This is a genomic window from Anaerosporobacter sp., from assembly GCF_965301125.1.
This window is the reverse complement of sequence record NZ_CBDLAM010000053.1, coordinates 5,594-22,019: the sequence shown is the minus strand read 5'-3', so window position 1 is coordinate 22,019 and position 16,426 is coordinate 5,594. Positions and strand designations below refer to the sequence as shown.

General features: G+C 33.6%; 14 protein-coding genes. 10 read left to right on the top strand and 4 right to left on the bottom strand.

Annotation, left to right across the window (positions count from 1 at the left end; genetic code table 11):
• From ACW2QF_RS08035 to rpmF, 5 genes are all read left to right on the top strand, one after another.
• A partial coding sequence (locus ACW2QF_RS08035; RefSeq protein ID WP_455715483.1) for a phosphatidylserine decarboxylase occupies window positions 1–601 on the top strand: 601 nt, incomplete at its 5' end.
• A gap of 142 nt (window positions 602–743) precedes the next feature.
• Window positions 744–1,742, top strand: a complete 999-nt coding sequence (gene pta, locus ACW2QF_RS08030) for a phosphate acetyltransferase (protein WP_455715482.1) — start codon at window positions 744–746, stop codon at window positions 1,740–1,742.
• A 127-nt stretch (window positions 1,743–1,869) separates the two neighbouring features.
• Entirely contained in the window at window positions 1,870–3,060 is a 1,191-nt protein-coding gene (locus ACW2QF_RS08025; protein ID WP_455715481.1) for an acetate/propionate family kinase, read from the top strand.
• A gap of 193 nt (window positions 3,061–3,253) precedes the next feature.
• Window positions 3,254–3,775 carry a YceD family protein gene (locus ACW2QF_RS08020; RefSeq protein WP_455715480.1) on the top strand — a complete coding sequence of 174 codons (522 nt, stop codon included), beginning with the start codon at window positions 3,254–3,256 and terminating at the stop codon, window positions 3,773–3,775.
• 41 nt (window positions 3,776–3,816) lie between these two features.
• Window positions 3,817–3,996 carry a 50S ribosomal protein L32 gene (gene rpmF / locus ACW2QF_RS08015; RefSeq protein WP_455715479.1) on the top strand — a complete coding sequence of 60 codons (180 nt, stop codon included), beginning with the start codon at window positions 3,817–3,819 and terminating at the stop codon, window positions 3,994–3,996.
• A gap of 51 nt (window positions 3,997–4,047) precedes the next feature.
• Here rpmF and ACW2QF_RS08010 read toward each other — a convergent pair whose 3' ends face one another.
• A complete protein-coding gene (locus tag ACW2QF_RS08010) occupies window positions 4,048–5,217 on the bottom strand; it encodes a ribonuclease H-like domain-containing protein (RefSeq protein ID WP_455715478.1) in 1,170 nt (389 codons plus the stop codon).
• 219 nt (window positions 5,218–5,436) lie between these two features.
• Between ACW2QF_RS08010 and ACW2QF_RS08005 the strand changes: the two genes are divergently transcribed.
• From ACW2QF_RS08005 to ACW2QF_RS07995, 3 genes are all read left to right on the top strand, one after another.
• The gene (locus ACW2QF_RS08005) at window positions 5,437–6,354 is read left to right on the top strand and encodes a putative ABC transporter permease (protein ID WP_455715477.1); all 918 of its coding nucleotides are present in this window, start codon (window positions 5,437–5,439) and stop codon (window positions 6,352–6,354) included.
• 93 nt (window positions 6,355–6,447) lie between these two features.
• The gene (locus tag ACW2QF_RS08000) at window positions 6,448–7,884 is read left to right on the top strand and encodes a phospholipase D-like domain-containing protein (protein WP_455715476.1); all 1,437 of its coding nucleotides are present in this window, start codon (window positions 6,448–6,450) and stop codon (window positions 7,882–7,884) included.
• Between the two features lie 49 nt (window positions 7,885–7,933).
• Complete coding sequence (locus ACW2QF_RS07995) at window positions 7,934–8,851, top strand: deoxyribonuclease IV (protein WP_455715475.1); 918 nt, start codon at window positions 7,934–7,936, stop codon at window positions 8,849–8,851.
• Window positions 8,852–8,971: 120 nt separating this feature from the next.
• Here ACW2QF_RS07995 and ACW2QF_RS07990 read toward each other — a convergent pair whose 3' ends face one another.
• Complete coding sequence (locus tag ACW2QF_RS07990) at window positions 8,972–10,561, bottom strand: glycoside hydrolase family 9 protein (RefSeq protein WP_455715474.1); 1,590 nt, start codon at window positions 10,559–10,561, stop codon at window positions 8,972–8,974.
• 275 nt (window positions 10,562–10,836) lie between these two features.
• Here ACW2QF_RS07990 and secD point away from each other — a divergent pair, with 275 nt between their 5' ends.
• Entirely contained in the window at window positions 10,837–13,038 is a 2,202-nt protein-coding gene (gene secD / locus ACW2QF_RS07985) for a protein translocase subunit SecD (protein ID WP_455715473.1), read from the top strand.
• Between the two features lie 35 nt (window positions 13,039–13,073).
• Window positions 13,074–14,489, top strand: coding sequence for a pyruvate kinase (gene pyk / locus ACW2QF_RS07980; protein ID WP_455715472.1), 1,416 nt, complete (start codon window positions 13,074–13,076; stop codon window positions 14,487–14,489).
• Between the two features lie 112 nt (window positions 14,490–14,601).
• On the opposite strand, the gene ACW2QF_RS07975 is transcribed toward pyk, so the two are convergent.
• Complete coding sequence (locus ACW2QF_RS07975; protein ID WP_455715471.1) at window positions 14,602–15,315, bottom strand: response regulator; 714 nt, start codon at window positions 15,313–15,315, stop codon at window positions 14,602–14,604.
• A partial coding sequence (locus ACW2QF_RS07970; RefSeq protein ID WP_455715470.1) for a sensor histidine kinase occupies window positions 15,305–16,426 on the bottom strand: 1,122 nt, incomplete at its 5' end. The genes ACW2QF_RS07975 and ACW2QF_RS07970, both read right to left, overlap by 11 nt.

Here is a 16,426-nt window from a genome sequence, read left to right as displayed (position 1 = left end):
GATTAAGAAGGAAATAAGACCAGTAGACGAAAGAGAGGATACTATTGTATCTCCATCAGATGGTAAAGTAAGTGCCTATGAAATATCAGATAAATTAGTAGTTACTATTAAGAATACGAAATATACGGTTGCAAGTCTTCTACGTAATAAGGAGTTGGCAGAGCAATATAGAGGGGGATATCTTGTTGTTGTAAGACTTACAGTTGACGATTATCATAGATATTGTTATCCTGTGAATGGTTACAAAGGTAAGAATTATCGTATCAAGGGAATTCTTCATACTGTTAATCCTATTGCAAATGATTATGTAAAAATATATAAAGAAAATACAAGAGAATATACAGTAATTGAAACGAAAGAGTTTGGAGATGTTATTCAGATGGAAGTTGGGGCTTTAATGGTTGGTAAGATTTCTAACTATCATCAGGAATTAGAAGTTACGAAGGGACAGGAAAAGGGGAGATTTGAATTCGGTGGTTCAAGTATTGCATTACTGTTAGACTCTCATAAAGTAAAATTAAGCCAGAATTTGTTGACAAATACAGAAGAAGGTTATGAAACTATGATTCAAATGGGACAAGCAATTGGTAAATGTATATAAAATTTAATCTTATGTTTGTTGAATTGTATTTAAAAAAGTGCTTGTATACAATAAACATATAGAGTATAATGTATACAAGATTGATTTATGACAATAAACATAGCATTATGGTCTATTGCCAAAAACGAAAGGAGATATAATCGTGGGATTTATTGATGCTATTAAGGAAAGAGCAAAACAAAATAAGAAAACAATTGTATTACCAGAAACGAATGACAGAAGAACTTTAGAAGCTGCTTCTAAAATCTTATCAGAAGGTATTGCAAATTTAGTTTTAGTTGGTAATAAAGAAGAAATTGAAAAGGGTGCGGACGGTCTAGATATCTCACAAGCTACTATCGTAGATCCTATGAATTCAGATAAATTGAATGCTTACATAGATTTACTTGTTGAGCTTCGTAAGAATAAGGGAATGACTCCAGAGAAAGCAAAAGAACTTTTAACAAAAGATTATTTATTCTTTGGTGTAACTATGGTTAAAGCAGGGGATGCAGATGGTATGGTTGCTGGTGCTTGTCATGCAACAGCTGATGTTTTAAGACCATCTTTACAAATTCTTAAGACAGCTCCAAACACTAAGCTTGTTTCGGCATTTTTCTTAATGGTTGTTCCAAATTGCGAATATGGTTCTAACGGAACATTCATCTTCTCAGATGCAGGATTAAATCAAAATCCTAATGCAGAAGAATTAGCAGCTATAGCAAGTTCATCAGCTAAGAGTTTTGAATTATTAGTTGGAGAAGAACCAGTTGTAGCTATGTTATCACATTCAACAAAAGGTAGTGCAAAGCATGCTGATGTTGATAAAGTGGTTGAAGCAACTAAAATTGCAAAAGAATTATATCCAGAAATTAAAATAGATGGTGAATTACAAGCAGATGCAGCAATCGTGCCTAGTGTTGGTTCTTCTAAAGCACCAGACAGCGAAATTGCTGGTAAGGCAAACGTATTAGTATTCCCTGATCTTGATGCAGGAAATATCGGTTACAAATTAGTACAACGTTTAGCAAAAGCAGAAGCATATGGACCAATTACCCAAGGTATTGCTAGACCAGTTAATGATTTATCAAGAGGATGTTGTGCAGATGATATTGTTGGCGTTATTGCAATAACTGCTGTACAGGCAGCTGCTACAAATTAATATTATAATTAATTTTTAAGTTCTGTCGCACCAAGTATGTAATTTTTGCTTGGTGCGACTATCTTGTGATTAGAATATTGAGAAAAGGGAAATAGTATTAGTTGTACTATTATTATAGGAGGTTTTTATGAACGTATTAGTTATCAATTGTGGAAGTTCATCTTTAAAATATCAATTAATTAATGCAGATACAGAAAAGGCATTAGCATCTGGTATCTGTGAAAGAATCGGTATTGACGGTAAATTTAAGTACAAATCAGAGGCTGGTGCAAAAGTAGAAAAAGATGTTGCTATGGAAACTCATGAAACAGCAATTAAAATTGTTTTAGATGCACTTGTTGATCCAGAAAACGGTGTAATTAAATCACTTGATGAAATCGGAGCAGTTGGACACAGAGTTGTACATGGTGGAGAAAAATTCGCTCATTCAGTAGTAATCAATGATGAAGTAATGAAAGCAATTGAAGAATGTAACGATCTTGCTCCATTACACAATCCAGCAAACTTAATTGGTATTAATGCTTGTAAAGCACTTATGCCTAATGTACCAATGGTAGCAGTATTTGATACAGCTTTCCATCAAACAATGCCAGCAAAGGCATATTTATATGGTCTTCCAAACGAATACTATGATAAATATAAAATTAGAAGATATGGTTTCCACGGAACAAGCCATAACTTTGTATCAAAAAGAATGGCTGAATTCGCTGGTTTAGATATCAACAATTCTAAGATTATCGTTTGTCACTTAGGAAACGGAGCTAGTGTTTCAGCAGTATTAAACGGTAAATCAGTAGATACAAGTATGGGTCTTACTCCATTAGAAGGTCTTTTAATGGGTACTCGTAGTGGTGATCTTGATCCTGCAATTATTGAATTCATTGCGAACAAAGAAGGAAAAACTATATCTGAAATCATGACAATTCTTAACAAAGAATCTGGTGTTCAAGGTATGTCCGGTGGATTATCAAGTGACTTTAGAGATTTAACTGCAGCTTCACAAGAAGGTAACGTTCTTGCAACACAAGCGCTTGCTGTATTCTCATACCGCGTAGCAAAATACATCGGTGCATATGTTGCAGCTATGAATGGTGTTGATGCAATTGCGTTCACAGCTGGTATTGGTGAAAATGACGACTTAGTTCGTGCTGATGTTGTTAGTTATTTAGGATACCTTGGAATTACATTAGATAAAGAAAACAATGCTAAGAGAGGTAGTGATATTTTGATCTCTACTCCAGATTCCAAAGTTAAAGTTGCTATTATACCTACTAATGAAGAACTTGCAATTGCAAGAGAAACAGTAGCTTTAATCTAATTTATTAGTTATGAAAATTTGACGGGCTACCACATTGGTAGCCCTCTTAATTCATATATTATCCTCTGTGAAACGCAAGGAATATCATACATACAACTGTACAAATCGACAAATAAATGGTTGACAAAGTATGGCACAGTATGTATAATATTAAAAGTGTGAAATAAAGTTAGTTCACAGATCGGAGATAACTATGATCATTAATTTATCTGAGATTATGTTAGTTCCTGACAAAGTCGAAAGAATATCGGCTCCAATTGAGTTGGAGAACTTCAAGCTACGACGAGAAACATATGAATTTAAAGTGAAGAATCCTCTTGAACTTACGATTACCAACCTTGGTAAGAAGAAGTTATTAATAGAAGGAGACACGAGAATTGTACTTATGATTCCTTGTAGCAGATGTCTCGAAGACGTTGAGACTACTCTAGATATCTCCATATCAAAAGAAATTGATTTTGGAAAGACAGAGGAAGAACGTATCGAGGAACTAGATGAAATGAATTATATTAATGGATATGATTTAGATGTAGACAAACTTGTCTATGACGAGATTCTAATTGATTTTCCTATGAAAGTTGTTTGTTCCGATGATTGCAAAGGAATTTGTAATGTGTGCGGTAAGAATCTTAATAAGGGAACTTGCAATTGCGAAAGCACAAGCTTAGACCCAAGAATGTCAGCTATCCTTGATATCTTCAATAATTCAAAGTAATTGATTGTAGTAAATCAGTTATATTTTAAGGAGGTGTACTCATGTCTATCTGTCCAAAGAATAAATCTTCAAAAGCAAGAAGAGACAGCCGTAGAGCAAACTGGAAAATGACTGCTCCAAACTTAGTTAAATGTAGCAAATGTGGAGAATTAATGATTCCACATAGAGTTTGTAAAGCTTGCGGTTCATATAACAAAAAAGAGATTATCTCTGCAGAATAATTTCTTAAACCCTTACAACCTTGAGTAATCAAAGGTTGTAGGGGTTTTTTGCTATTTATTAAGTAGATGTTTTAAAATATGGGATACATAGGATTTGATTTTTTCTGTGTCATGTAAGAATTCATCAGTAACTTCAACGTAAGAATATTTGTCATTATAATCAATTTTAAAGTAAGGGGTATAGAGTTCTTCATATTGAGGAACAAAACGTCCTGTTTTCTTACTATAACAATTTGCAGCTTTCGCACGAGTTCGAAAGTTCTTATCCACATAGAAAGCTACACTTTTATGAATTGCTGTATCTTCTTTTGGAAGGTAATAATAATCCTTATAATTGTCATAGAAGAATTTCAATTCATTTTGGTAAAGATAAATTTTAACAAGAGCTTGATTACCACAGGCGCTAAAATAAATTAAGTCAGTACCATAACTAACATTTTGAGGTATCTCAGAGGAGAGAGTAAAATGAATCGTTAGTTGGTCTTTTTCTACTGTAGCATTGATATTTGAATAGTAGTCATCAAACAGATCTCGATAAGCAAGTATCTGCGTAAGTGGCAACATTCCTTGTACATCTTCTTCATTATGTAGAAGAAGTTGTTGAAGCAATAAGGAAGAATCAGAAGAATCCGATGTACCATTCGTGGATTGAATGCGAGCTTCAAGATTCTTAACAGGTGAAATCTCGTGGTTGCGACTTTTTAGTTGTTCAAGTTTCTTCATACCAAGGTAATTAGCGTATACTTGAATTAGTTCACCACCTGAGAAAGTGTCGTTTCTTGAAATGTGTAAGAATTGTTCAATTGTCTTTTGCTTAAAATTCTCTAATTTAAATAATTTCTTATAAGGTAGTGTTTTCTTATATATATCATAACTTTCAATCGTATCGAAGGTATAATCAAGCCCTAACTTTGCGCATTTTTTAAGAATATACGGAATATCAAATCCATCTCCATTAAAATGAATTAATACTTTGTAGTCTTTAATGAAGTCAAAGAAGGAATGAAGAACCTTCTTCTCACTCGTGTTATCATCTGCAAACCATTGAATTAAATTCCAGGAATTATCTCTATAGTATGCACAACCTATTAAATATAAGATTGTGTTATTTGGAGAAAAACCAGTTGTTTCAATATCGAAGAATACCATATCTTCATAGGGTATTTGATTGCGGAATGAATAAACAGATGAGACAGATAGTTTTTTCTCAATTGTTATCATAGGTCATCCTCTTTCTAAAGTAATAACATCAAAAATAAAATTAAATAATATATCAATAATATAAGTATTCTTTAAACGATTATAGCAAGGTTTTATTCTGATAGCAAGCATAACACATCGTTTCAGACACAGCATTTTATTGAGCTAGGTTTTTTATATATTTTATGTTAAAATAATAAGGAGCTTTGGGCTATTATTTTACAGGAAAGAGGAAAGACTATGTTTAGTGCTAAGATTTTAGGTTTTGATTTATACTATATTTTCTATACTTTTTTATTGTATAGTATATTGGGTTGGATATACGAATCCTGCCTGGTATCAATCAGACGCAAATCTTATGTTAACCGTGGTTTCTTGAATGGTCCTATTATTCCAATATACGGTGCTGGGGCGTTGCTAATCTGTATCATTCTTGACCCTGTGTCTAAGAATCTGTTTTTAGTATTTCTTGGCGGTATGCTATTAGCGACTATATTAGAGTTTGTAACCTCATATGTAATGGAAAAACTGTTTCATGCTAAATGGTGGGATTATAGTAATCATCGTTATAATGTGCAAGGAAGAATATGTCCAATTGTATCCTTATTCTGGGGTGCGTTATCAGTGATTATGACAGTGTTCTTAAAACCACTATCAGATTCTTTGATACATAAGATCCCTCGAAGTATAGGAGAGGTACTTGCCATTATTATAATGGTAATTATTTTAGCTGATTTAGTGTCAACGGTTATTTCAACATTGAAGTTAAATCAAAAACTTACAAGTATGCGTAAGTTACGAGAAGAATTTGCAAACTATATAGAGAGTAGGAAAATATATACTTCAGCAGAAGAAATACGTAAGAAGCTTGAAAATGGAAATTTAGCTGAATTCTTAGAAAACTTACGAGAACGTATAGAGGAAACAAAGGAAAATAAGGAACATAGTGGACTTTACACTGAAATTGAAGAAAAAATCCATGTATGGAGAGAAAAATACTCTAGACATTCAGACCATGTACATATTATTCAACGTCGTTTATTAAAGGCTTTCCCTAATATGAAGTCAACGAATAATGAATATATGTTAACAGATTTGCGTGCGCGTTTACGTGAAATAAGAGAAAATAGGTTGAAAAATAAAAATCAAGACAAGTAGAATTAAATAAATAAAGGAAGAAAGGATAGGATTGATTATAAGATAATGTTTTAGAGGGTTGTTTATATCCGATAATAGGTGGGAGATAAGAGTATGAAAATTAAGGAGATTAAAGGGAAGTGGAAGAGCCATCTTAGTGGCTTCTTTAGAGGAGGTTTAGTTGCAATATTAGTACTGGTTCAATTTTCCGCTCTAATATGGCTATCCTTTTGGTTAAGAAGTTTCACGGTATATTTTTATGTAATATTGGAAGTATTAAGTTTGTTAGTAGTTATAACATTAATAAATGATAATCGTTCTGCTTCCTTTAAAATTGCGTGGATTTGTATTGTTTTATTATTTCCAATTTCGGGACATATCATGTTTGCTCTTTGGGGAAAATCAACTGCGAATAAGAAATTGACAAATAATATTAAAGCAAAGATTGAGAGAGGTAATACTTTCTTCAATTATGATGAAGCTATTTTAAAAGAAATACGTGAAGAATACAAAGAAATTGAACGAGTTTCTAACTATATGGTATCGGAAGGTTTTCCAATGTTTAAAAATAATGAGATTAGCTATTATCCTATGGGAGAAGATACCTTTGATGCTATGTTTGACGATATTCGAAATGCGAAGCAATTTATTTTGATTGAATTCTTTATTGTTGCAGAAGGTGGTTTATGGGATGCACTTCATTCAATACTTTTAGAAAAAATAAAAGAAGGGGTAGAAGTTAAGTTCTTATATGATGATTTTGGTGCAATGATACGTACGCCAAAGAATTTTAAAAAGATGCTTGAAAGTGAAGGATTTCAAGTACGTATATTCAATCCAATACACAAATATACAGACAAATTATATATGAATTACCGTTCTCATCAGAAGATAGTTGTGATAGACGGTAATATCGGTTACACTGGAGGTATGAACATTGCTGATGAATATGCGAATTTAATAGAAAGATTTGGTGTTTGGAAGGATACCGCGGTTCGTGTTTTTGGTGAAGCGGTATGGGGACTAACTGTGACATTTCTACAAATGTGGGAAGTCGCCAGTACTGGAGAGTATCTTGATTATACAGTATATAAACCTACTATGGTGTTTAAGCCAAATCAAACATTTGCCTGTGTAATCTCAGATGGACCTGTGAATAATCCAAGTAACCCAATAGAAAACATATATAAGCAAATCATACATTCCGCTAATGATTATCTATACATTACCACGCCATATCTTGTAATAGAGGAGGATATGCAACTAGCTCTTATTATGGCGGCTAGAAGCGGTGTAGATGTAAGGATTATAACTCCATTTATTCCTGATAAAAAGCATGTTAAAATTCTTACGAATTATAATTATGGTGTCTTATTAGAAAATGAGTGTGGTGTTTTTATGTCAGAGGATAAAATAATTAAGGATATTAAAGATGATTTTACTAAGACATTAAAGCAATGTAAAGAGATAACGTATGCAGAATGGAAGAGCAGGCCACTTGGCTTGAAGATTTATCAGAGTGTTTTAAATATCTTCTCTACACAGATGTAGGTAAAGTATTTTATAAATAGAAAGGTAATAGAAATAAATAGGTAATAAAATGAATGAGTATCAATTAAAAATAGGTTCCCATGTAGGGTTAAGTGGAAAAGAGATGTTTCTTGGATCAGCAAAGGAAGCTGCATCTTATGGAGCGAATACGTTAATGGTTTATACAGGAGCACCTCAGAATACTAGAAGAAAAGATGTAAATCAATTGAATATTGAAGCTGGTCAAGCGTACATGAAAGAGCATGGTTTACAGGATTTAATTATTCATGCGCCATATATTATTAATCTTGGCAATAGTGTAAAGCCTGAAACATTTGAATTGGCAGTTGATTTCCTGGCTCTTGAATTAGAGAGAACGAGAGCAATGGGAAGTAAAGTCTTAGTACTTCATCCAGGTGCACATGTTGGAGCTGGTGAGGATATAGGAACGAGTCAAATTATTAAAGGTCTGAATGAGGTACTTACTAAGGATACGGATGTGTATATTGCATTGGAATCTATGGCGGGTAAAGGTAGTGAGATAGGGCGTTCCTTTGAGGAACTTGCACGTATCTATGATGGTGTACATTATAATGACAAACTACGTGTTTGTTTTGACACTTGTCATGTACATGACAGTGGATATGATATTGTTAATGATTTTGATGGTGTTATTGAACAATTTGACAAAGTAGTTGGTAAAGATCAAATTGCAGTCTTTCATATTAACGATAGCAAGAATCCAAGAGGTGCAGGTAAAGATCGTCATGAGAATATAGGTTTCGGACATATTGGATTTGATGCAATCCACAGAGTTGTTTTTCATCCAGATTTTGAGGCAATACCAAAGATCTTAGAGACTCCATATATTCCATCAGTTGAGGATCCTAAGAAGTCATATGCACCATATAAGCATGAGATTGCAATGTTAAGAAAACAAGAATTTAATCCTAAATTAAAAGAAGATGTATTAGAAGAACAAAAATAATATATATAAAATATAAAATACAATCCCAAAATGTTGAATGCTATATGGGGGATATTTCTTATCACCACTGGCACAACTTTGGGATTGTTTTTTGTTTGGATTTGTCTGTTAATATAACAACTACATAAATTCTGCTAATAGATATATTAATGGAGAGTTCCAATATATTGTGATTTCGTTGGTTGAATAACTGTCATAATGGTCAATATAGCACTTTGCAGGAGACTTTCCAGTAAGTGCAGCAACTGCTTGAGGATCATGCAGACCAGCGTCAGGACCGCCGACAAGCATTCCTGGCATTGGTTTTTTCTTAGCAATACTTGGTCTATGATGAGGATTAGTTGGACTAACAGTGCCATATCCAGTTACATAAGACATCGCCATAGGATTTTTTCCTAAAAGATAATCTAGGTGTGACTTAGCAGCAAAGTAATAGTCTTTGTCTTTTGTTAGGCGATACGAATCAAGTAATGCCATTCCATTATTTGCAACGACCATATTACTTCCCCAAATATATTCTGTACCAAGAGATATACCATAACCATCTTTTGAAGAAGCATCTAATAATTGTTTTCCATAATCTTTCATAGAAGCAGTTATCTTATCTACAACTTCGTTATCTACTGGAAAGCTTGTCGTCAGATATGCACGATTACCAAAGCTTCCAACATCTTCCCAACCATAGCCATGCCATACTTTTTCAGTAACAAGTTTCTTGAAAGCTTCATGATATTGAGATTTTCCTGTTAATTTATACATTTCAGCTGCAGCCCAATATATTTCATCAGTTTGTGTTTTATCTGCGTATTCACCAGTTACGATACCATCAGGATTTATAAAACCTTCTGGTATATCCAAATTTTCTAACGCTTCCCAAGCTTTTGAGGCTGCTATGTAACATGTTTTGCAAAACTCTTGATCATAGTTATAGTAAAAAGGTATTGCTAATGCTAAACAAGCAGCGAAAGTAGCAGTAGCGGTTGTGGATATAGGAGCTACAATAAGCGGTTCTATCTCTTCTTCTGGCATTACGAATCCAGGGAAAGAAGCACAGGTAACTTTATGGTAGACACCACCTGTTTCTGGATCTTGCATTTTTAGCATCCAGTCAAGCTCATATCGTACTTCGCAAAGGATATCGGGAACCTTAGATTTACTTTCTGGTATATTAAAATTCCCCTCAAATATACTACAATTTCTTTCATATGCATAAAGCAAGTCGGCAATAGTAACTGCAGCAGCAACAACATAACGGCCGTAATCGCCAGCATCGTGCCAGCCACCAGATACATCAATTTTTTTGTCTGTTCTATAGATTGTTGCAAAACTGTTATGACATGCAGGATGGGCGTAGATACCTCCAAGCTCTTTAGAAACTTCACATCCACAACGTTGCAGATAATACATGCGAAATAGATCTTTTAAGATTGGCTTGTATACATCTTGATCAATAACAAATGGATAAGATACGCCATAGTTATCCATCTTAATTTGATAGGTACCTGGAGTAGTGATAGATGAAAAATCCCCAAGTACAATGGTCTCATTAGATGAAGGATTGTTCATAGGTGCTGATACATAAGAAGTGTAGATATCCTTGCCTGTATGGGAATCAATAACTGAGAATGAGGTATTAGACACGCCTCGGAATACGGCAATCTTCTTATCTTTGCATCTATACCCAATTTGATTAGTAATTATAGATATCATTGTAAACCCCCTTAGATAATAATCAAAAATGATAGAAAGTTCATAGAGATAACATTCTATTGTTTACGTTATTTCTATCATACCATAAAAAGAAAAAAGTGGAAATGAAATTATCATAAAGTGATAATAAAGTAAATCTCTTAAGTGAAAATTACCATGGAATATTAGCGGTATCTTAGCGTATCTTGCGAAATGAATGTGTTAAAATGTATCTGGATGTATAGGTATTAAAGCTAAGATTACTACATAGCGGAATAAGATTGGAGGACATAAAGGTGAAGCCTAGTAAAAGTAAGTTTTTTATTCTTTTAGGTATTATTGCGGCTTTTGTTGCGATAGCAATTCTGGGAATGGGCGATTCTGTAAAGTCAGTTAGAGAAATGAGGTATGGAATCGATATACGTGGTGGCGTAGAAGCGGTATTTGAAGCAGATGGGATTGATCGAAAGCCGACATCTTCTGAACTTGATTCTGCAAGAACGATTATAGAAGCTCGTTTGGATTCAAAAAATATTGCCGATCGAGAAGTAACGATAGATAAAGAGGGAGGATATATTATAGTAAGATTCCCTTGGAAATCTGGTGAGACAAGTTTCAATCCAGAAGAAGCAATTGCTGAATTAGGAGAGATGGCTAAACTTTCTTTCCGTGATCCAGATGGTAATATTCTCATAGAAGGTAAAAATATAATAAGCGCAGAACCAGGACAAGATACCTCTGGTGTTGGAACAAATTATTTGGTTAGTCTTACTTTTGATACAAAAGGAGCCCAATTGTTTGAAGAAGCAACTGGTAATCTAATAGGAAAGAATATGGGCATCTATATGGATGAAGAACAGATATCCAATCCAACAGTACAAGCTAAAATCGCTGGTGGAAAAGGTGTTATTGATAATATGGGCTCATATAAAGAAGCTAAGGAGTTAGCTGATAAGATTAATGCAGGTGCATTACCATTTTCATTAAAGACTACTAACTTTAGTACGATTAGCCCAACACTAGGTAATCAAGCATTACATATTATGGTTATGGCAGGAGCAATAGCCATTGCATTAATATGCGTATTCATGATTGTCATGTACAAATTACCTGGTATTATTGCTTGTTTAACGCTTATTTTACAGGTGGCACTACAATTATTATCAGTATCAGTACCACAGTATACGTTGACCTTGACAGGTATTGCAGGTGTTATTCTTTCTATTGGTATGGCAGTGGATACCAACATTATCATATCTGAAAGAATCGCAGATGAAATAAAGAAAGGATTAACCGTTAGAACAGCTGTTAGAAATGGATATAAGAATGCCTTTTCATCTGTATTTGATGGAAACTTTACAACAGCTATTATAGCGATTATTCTAATGATTTTTGGTTCGGGTTCTATGTTGAGTTTTGGTTACACACTATTAATGGGTATGATATTTAACTTAATTGTTGGTGTAAGTGTTTCAAAAAATCTTCTTTTAGGGATATTAGAATTTAAAAAATATAATAAAGAAAAATATTTTACTAGAAAGAAAGATACTAAAATTCGTAAATTCTTTGAAAATAAAAAGAAGTATGCTTTCATATCAGGAACTTTAATTATAGCAGGAATCGTATTTTCATTTGTAAATGGAGTTAAGTTAGATACACAATTTACAGGAGGTGTTGTACTTACCTATACAGTTGAAAGCGATGTGGTTACAGCTACTGTTAAAGATGCTATTTCAGATATAACAGATAGACCTGTAACTGTTCAGATATCAAATAATAGACAAAATGATGATAAACAAATTATTGTTACTCTTGCAGGAAATGGTGGGATCTCACCAGAAGAACAAAAGAGTATAACGGAAGGACTAAATAAAACTTATAAAGCTACCTTATCAGAAACCTATGCGGTAGAACCATATATAGGAGCTACGGCACTAAAGAATTCAGGAATAGCAATTTTACTATCTGTAGTCTTCATTATATTATATGTATGGATACGTTTTTCAACTATTCATGGTTTAGCAGCAGGTATAACAGGAATGATAGCTTTGTTACATGATGTTTTGATTGTGTTCTTTGCGTTTGTGGTATTTAAGATTCCATTAAATGATTCCTTTGTTGCGGTAACATTAACTATTATAGGTTACTCTATTAATGATACAATTGTTATCTATGACCGTATACGAGAAAATAGTGGAATAAATCCTAAACAGGACAAAATATCTCTTATTAATGAGAGTATATCACAAACATTTCGTAGATCAGTCAATACTTCAGTTACAACAGGAATGTGTGTATTAATTATATTAGTAGCTTCTTATATATTTCAAATAACTTCCATTACAGAATTTGCCTTGCCTATGTTTGTTGGTGTAATAAGTGGTTGCTATTCAACAATCTGTATAGCTAGTATTATATGGGGCATGTGGGAATTAAGAAAAATTAAAAAAAGTAAAACAGATTCAAAAGGAAAAAATCCTAAGAATAGTATGGCTTAACTTATTTCACGAAAACAACAAGGAGGCAAACCATCATGAGAAAAACAAAAATTATTTGTACCATGGGACCATCTACCGAAAAGGATGGCGTTATTGATGCGTTAGTAAAAGAAGGAATGAATGTAGCAAGGTTTAACTTCTCACATGGAGATCATAATGAACATGGAAATCGTATGCGTATTGTACGTGAGTCTAGAGAGAAGTACAATAAGCCTGTAGGAATGTTATTAGACACGAAAGGACCTGAGATTCGTCTTGAAGATTTTAAGAATGATAAGGTTCATCTACAAACAGGACAAATATTTCGTCTATATTATGATTCAATGCTAGGAGATGAAAATGGTGCTAGTATCACATATCCAGAGCTATATCAAGATGTAGAGATTGGTTCAAGAATTTTGTTTGATGATGGTTTGATTGAAACCAAGGTTGTTGCAATAGAAGGTAAAGATATTATATGTGAAGTTGAGAATGAAGGAGATGTCTCTAGTCATAAGGGAGTTAATATACCCGAGGTACATCTAACTATGCCTTTTTTAAGTGAGAAGGATAAAGGGGATATTATCTTTGGTATTAGTCAAGAAGTTGATTTTATTGCTGCTTCATTTGTACGATCGGCAGAAGATGTACTGCAGATTCGAGAGTTACTAGAAAATAATAATGGAAGTAAAATCAATATAATCGCAAAGATTGAAAATCAAGAAGGTGTTGATAATATTGATGAGATTATTCAGGTATCAGACGGTATAATGATTGCTAGAGGTGATATGGGAGTTGAAATTCCCTTAGAGGATGTTCCAGTTATTCAGAAGATGATCATCCAGAAAGTTTATGGATCTGGTAAGCAAGTAATTACAGCAACTCAAATGTTAGATTCTATGATTAAAAACCCAAGACCTACTAGAGCGGAGACTACAGATGTAGCTAATGCGATCTATGATGGAACAAGTGCTATTATGTTATCGGGTGAGACAGCGGCTGGACATTATCCAGTGGAAGCCTTGAAGACAATGGTAAGAATAGCCTTGAAGACAGAAGCAGATATTGATTATAGAAAGCGTTTTTTCTCAAAGAATAGAAAAGCAAATCCTGATATAACAGATGCAATTTCTCATGCTACTTGTACTACAGCACTAGATTTGAATGCGAAAGCAATTGTGACAGTAACAAAATCAGGTAGATCAGCACGTATGATATCTCGTTATCGTCCTTCATGTAGTATTATAGGCTGTACTACAGAAGAGAGAGTAAGTAGACAGTTAAATCTCTCTTGGGGGGTTGAGCCAATCTTACTTAAGGAAAAGAAAGAGGTTTTCGAGTTATTTGATCATGCAATAACTACAGCAAAAGAAAAAGGCCATATTGAAGAAGGCGATGTGATTGTAATAACTTCTGGTGTTCCAATTGGAATATCTGGAACAACGAATATGATTAAAGTTGAAACTGTATAATTGTATAAAACAAATCCAAAAAGTTGAATACCTATGGTGTACATTAAATATACACCATAGGCACACATCTTTTTGGATTTATTTTTAACTTCATATTATTAGTAAAAACAACTTAGTTAGAAAATTCATCTTCTTTCATTCGGTAACCAATACCAACCTCAGTATAGATATATTCAGGTTCTGCAGGATTTTTTTCTAGTTTCCTGCGAATATTAGCCATGTTTACACGGAGTATTTTATTATCCGTATCTGTATATGGACCCCATACGTATGTCATTAACGAAGAGTGTGTTACCACTTTTCCTGAGTTTTGTGCAAGGTGAGAGACAATTTTATATTCGACAGGCGTTAGGTGTACTTCCTGTTTATTAATCATAACAATTCGTTTACTAAAATCAATAAATAAGTTACCACATTGATATGGGCGCTTATATAGAGGCGTATCATTGAGTAGTCGATTGCTGTGACGAAGTGAGGTTCTAATACGAGCAATTAACTCATTCGTTCCAAAGGGTTTTGTTATGTAATCATCAGCACCTAGATCCAGTGCCTCCACCTTCTCGTATTCTTGTGTACGAGCGGATACTACAACAATTGGGATACTTGACCAACTACGGACACTTTTAATAATTTCTAATCCATTCATATCCGGAAGCCCTAAATCTAATAATATAATATCTGGGCATTGCGAATTGATTAGGGAGAGACCTTGATGCCCTGTTTGTGCTAATAGAACTTTGTAATCATGATTTATTAATGAATTTTTTATGAAACTGGATATATTCTCTTCATCCTCAATAATTAGAACAGTAAACTTAACATTCATAACAATCCTCCTTAGGTAAAGTAAATACAAATTCAGCACCTGGATTGCAATTCTTAACTATGATTGATCCTTTGTGTGCTTCTATAATGGTCTTACATATTGATAAACCAATCCCCATGCCTCTGTTACCGTCAATGGTTTGGGTTGAGACAGCTGTCATTCCATCAAAAATTGATGAGATTTGTTCTGGCGGAAGCCCGATACCATAATCTCTAATATGAAATGCAACTTCCTCAGAATTATGAGTAATTGAAAAGGTAACTGCATGTGTACTGTGAGAATGTACCCAGGCGTTCTCTAGCAAGTTAATGATAACTTGTTCGATTAGTAATGGATCCATAGGTACAACGAGTAATTCATCGGGGATTTTTACTTCCAGTATAGCATCTGGTTGTCGATTTTTAAAACGACTAATAGCTTCTGATATAACTTCTTCGACAGCTTCTTCAGTTTTCTTTACTTTCGTTTCTGTATCTTGAATTCTTGTAATGGATAACAAATTTTCCACCATATGTAAAAGCCATGTTGAATCATCATAAATATGCTTTAGAAGTACCGTTCGTTCTTCATCTGATAGGGTATTACTCTCTAGGTAAGTTGCTGCAGTACCAATTATACTTGTTAAGGGTGTCCTTAAATCATGAGAGATTGCACGTAACAAGTTTGCTCTCATTTTTTCTTTATCTGCCTTTTGCAACATTTCTTCACGCTCTGATAGTAACTTTGCTTGTATTTTTAGATGTGAGGTTGCTGCGCTAGTTATCAAAGCAATTATAAGCATTACAAAAAATGTAATGGGGTAACCTGATAAAGTAAAATCAAGTGTAAAATACGGATATGTAAAAAAGTAATTTACTAAAATAACATAAACTAATGAGGAACAAATACCATAACGGTAGCTATCTGTATATCTTGAGGTTAATATTAATGCAAGTATATACACTAACGTTATGTTGGTAGAATTCTTACCCGCGAAGAAGAATAATAAGAATGCAAATAAGGTTGAACATAGTATCAAAAGTATGGTATATGTAAAATCATTCATTTTCAGACGAATCTTTTGAAGAAATAAAAAAATAGAATGTATATTTATTATTTTACTTGACATATG

Bases quoted from the DNA above. Each gene is read 5' to 3' on its own strand.
- ACW2QF_RS08025 (WP_455715481.1), top strand. From the start codon at position 1,870: ATGAACGTATTAGTTATCAATTGTGGAAGTTCATCTTTAAAATATCAA.
- ACW2QF_RS08020 (WP_455715480.1), top strand. From the start codon at position 3,254: ATGATCATTAATTTATCTGAGATTATGTTAGTTCCTGACAAAGTCGAA.
- rpmF (WP_455715479.1), top strand. From the start codon at position 3,817: ATGTCTATCTGTCCAAAGAATAAATCTTCAAAAGCAAGAAGAGACAGC.
- ACW2QF_RS08010 (WP_455715478.1), bottom strand. From the start codon at position 5,217: ATGATAACAATTGAGAAAAAACTATCTGTCTCATCTGTTTATTCATTC.
- ACW2QF_RS08005 (WP_455715477.1), top strand. From the start codon at position 5,437: ATGTTTAGTGCTAAGATTTTAGGTTTTGATTTATACTATATTTTCTAT.
- ACW2QF_RS08000 (WP_455715476.1), top strand. From the start codon at position 6,448: ATGAAAATTAAGGAGATTAAAGGGAAGTGGAAGAGCCATCTTAGTGGC.
- ACW2QF_RS07995 (WP_455715475.1), top strand. From the start codon at position 7,934: ATGAATGAGTATCAATTAAAAATAGGTTCCCATGTAGGGTTAAGTGGA.
- ACW2QF_RS07990 (WP_455715474.1), bottom strand. From the start codon at position 10,561: ATGATATCTATAATTACTAATCAAATTGGGTATAGATGCAAAGATAAG.
- pyk (WP_455715472.1), top strand. From the start codon at position 13,074: ATGAGAAAAACAAAAATTATTTGTACCATGGGACCATCTACCGAAAAG.
- ACW2QF_RS07975 (WP_455715471.1), bottom strand. From the start codon at position 15,315: ATGAATGTTAAGTTTACTGTTCTAATTATTGAGGATGAAGAGAATATA.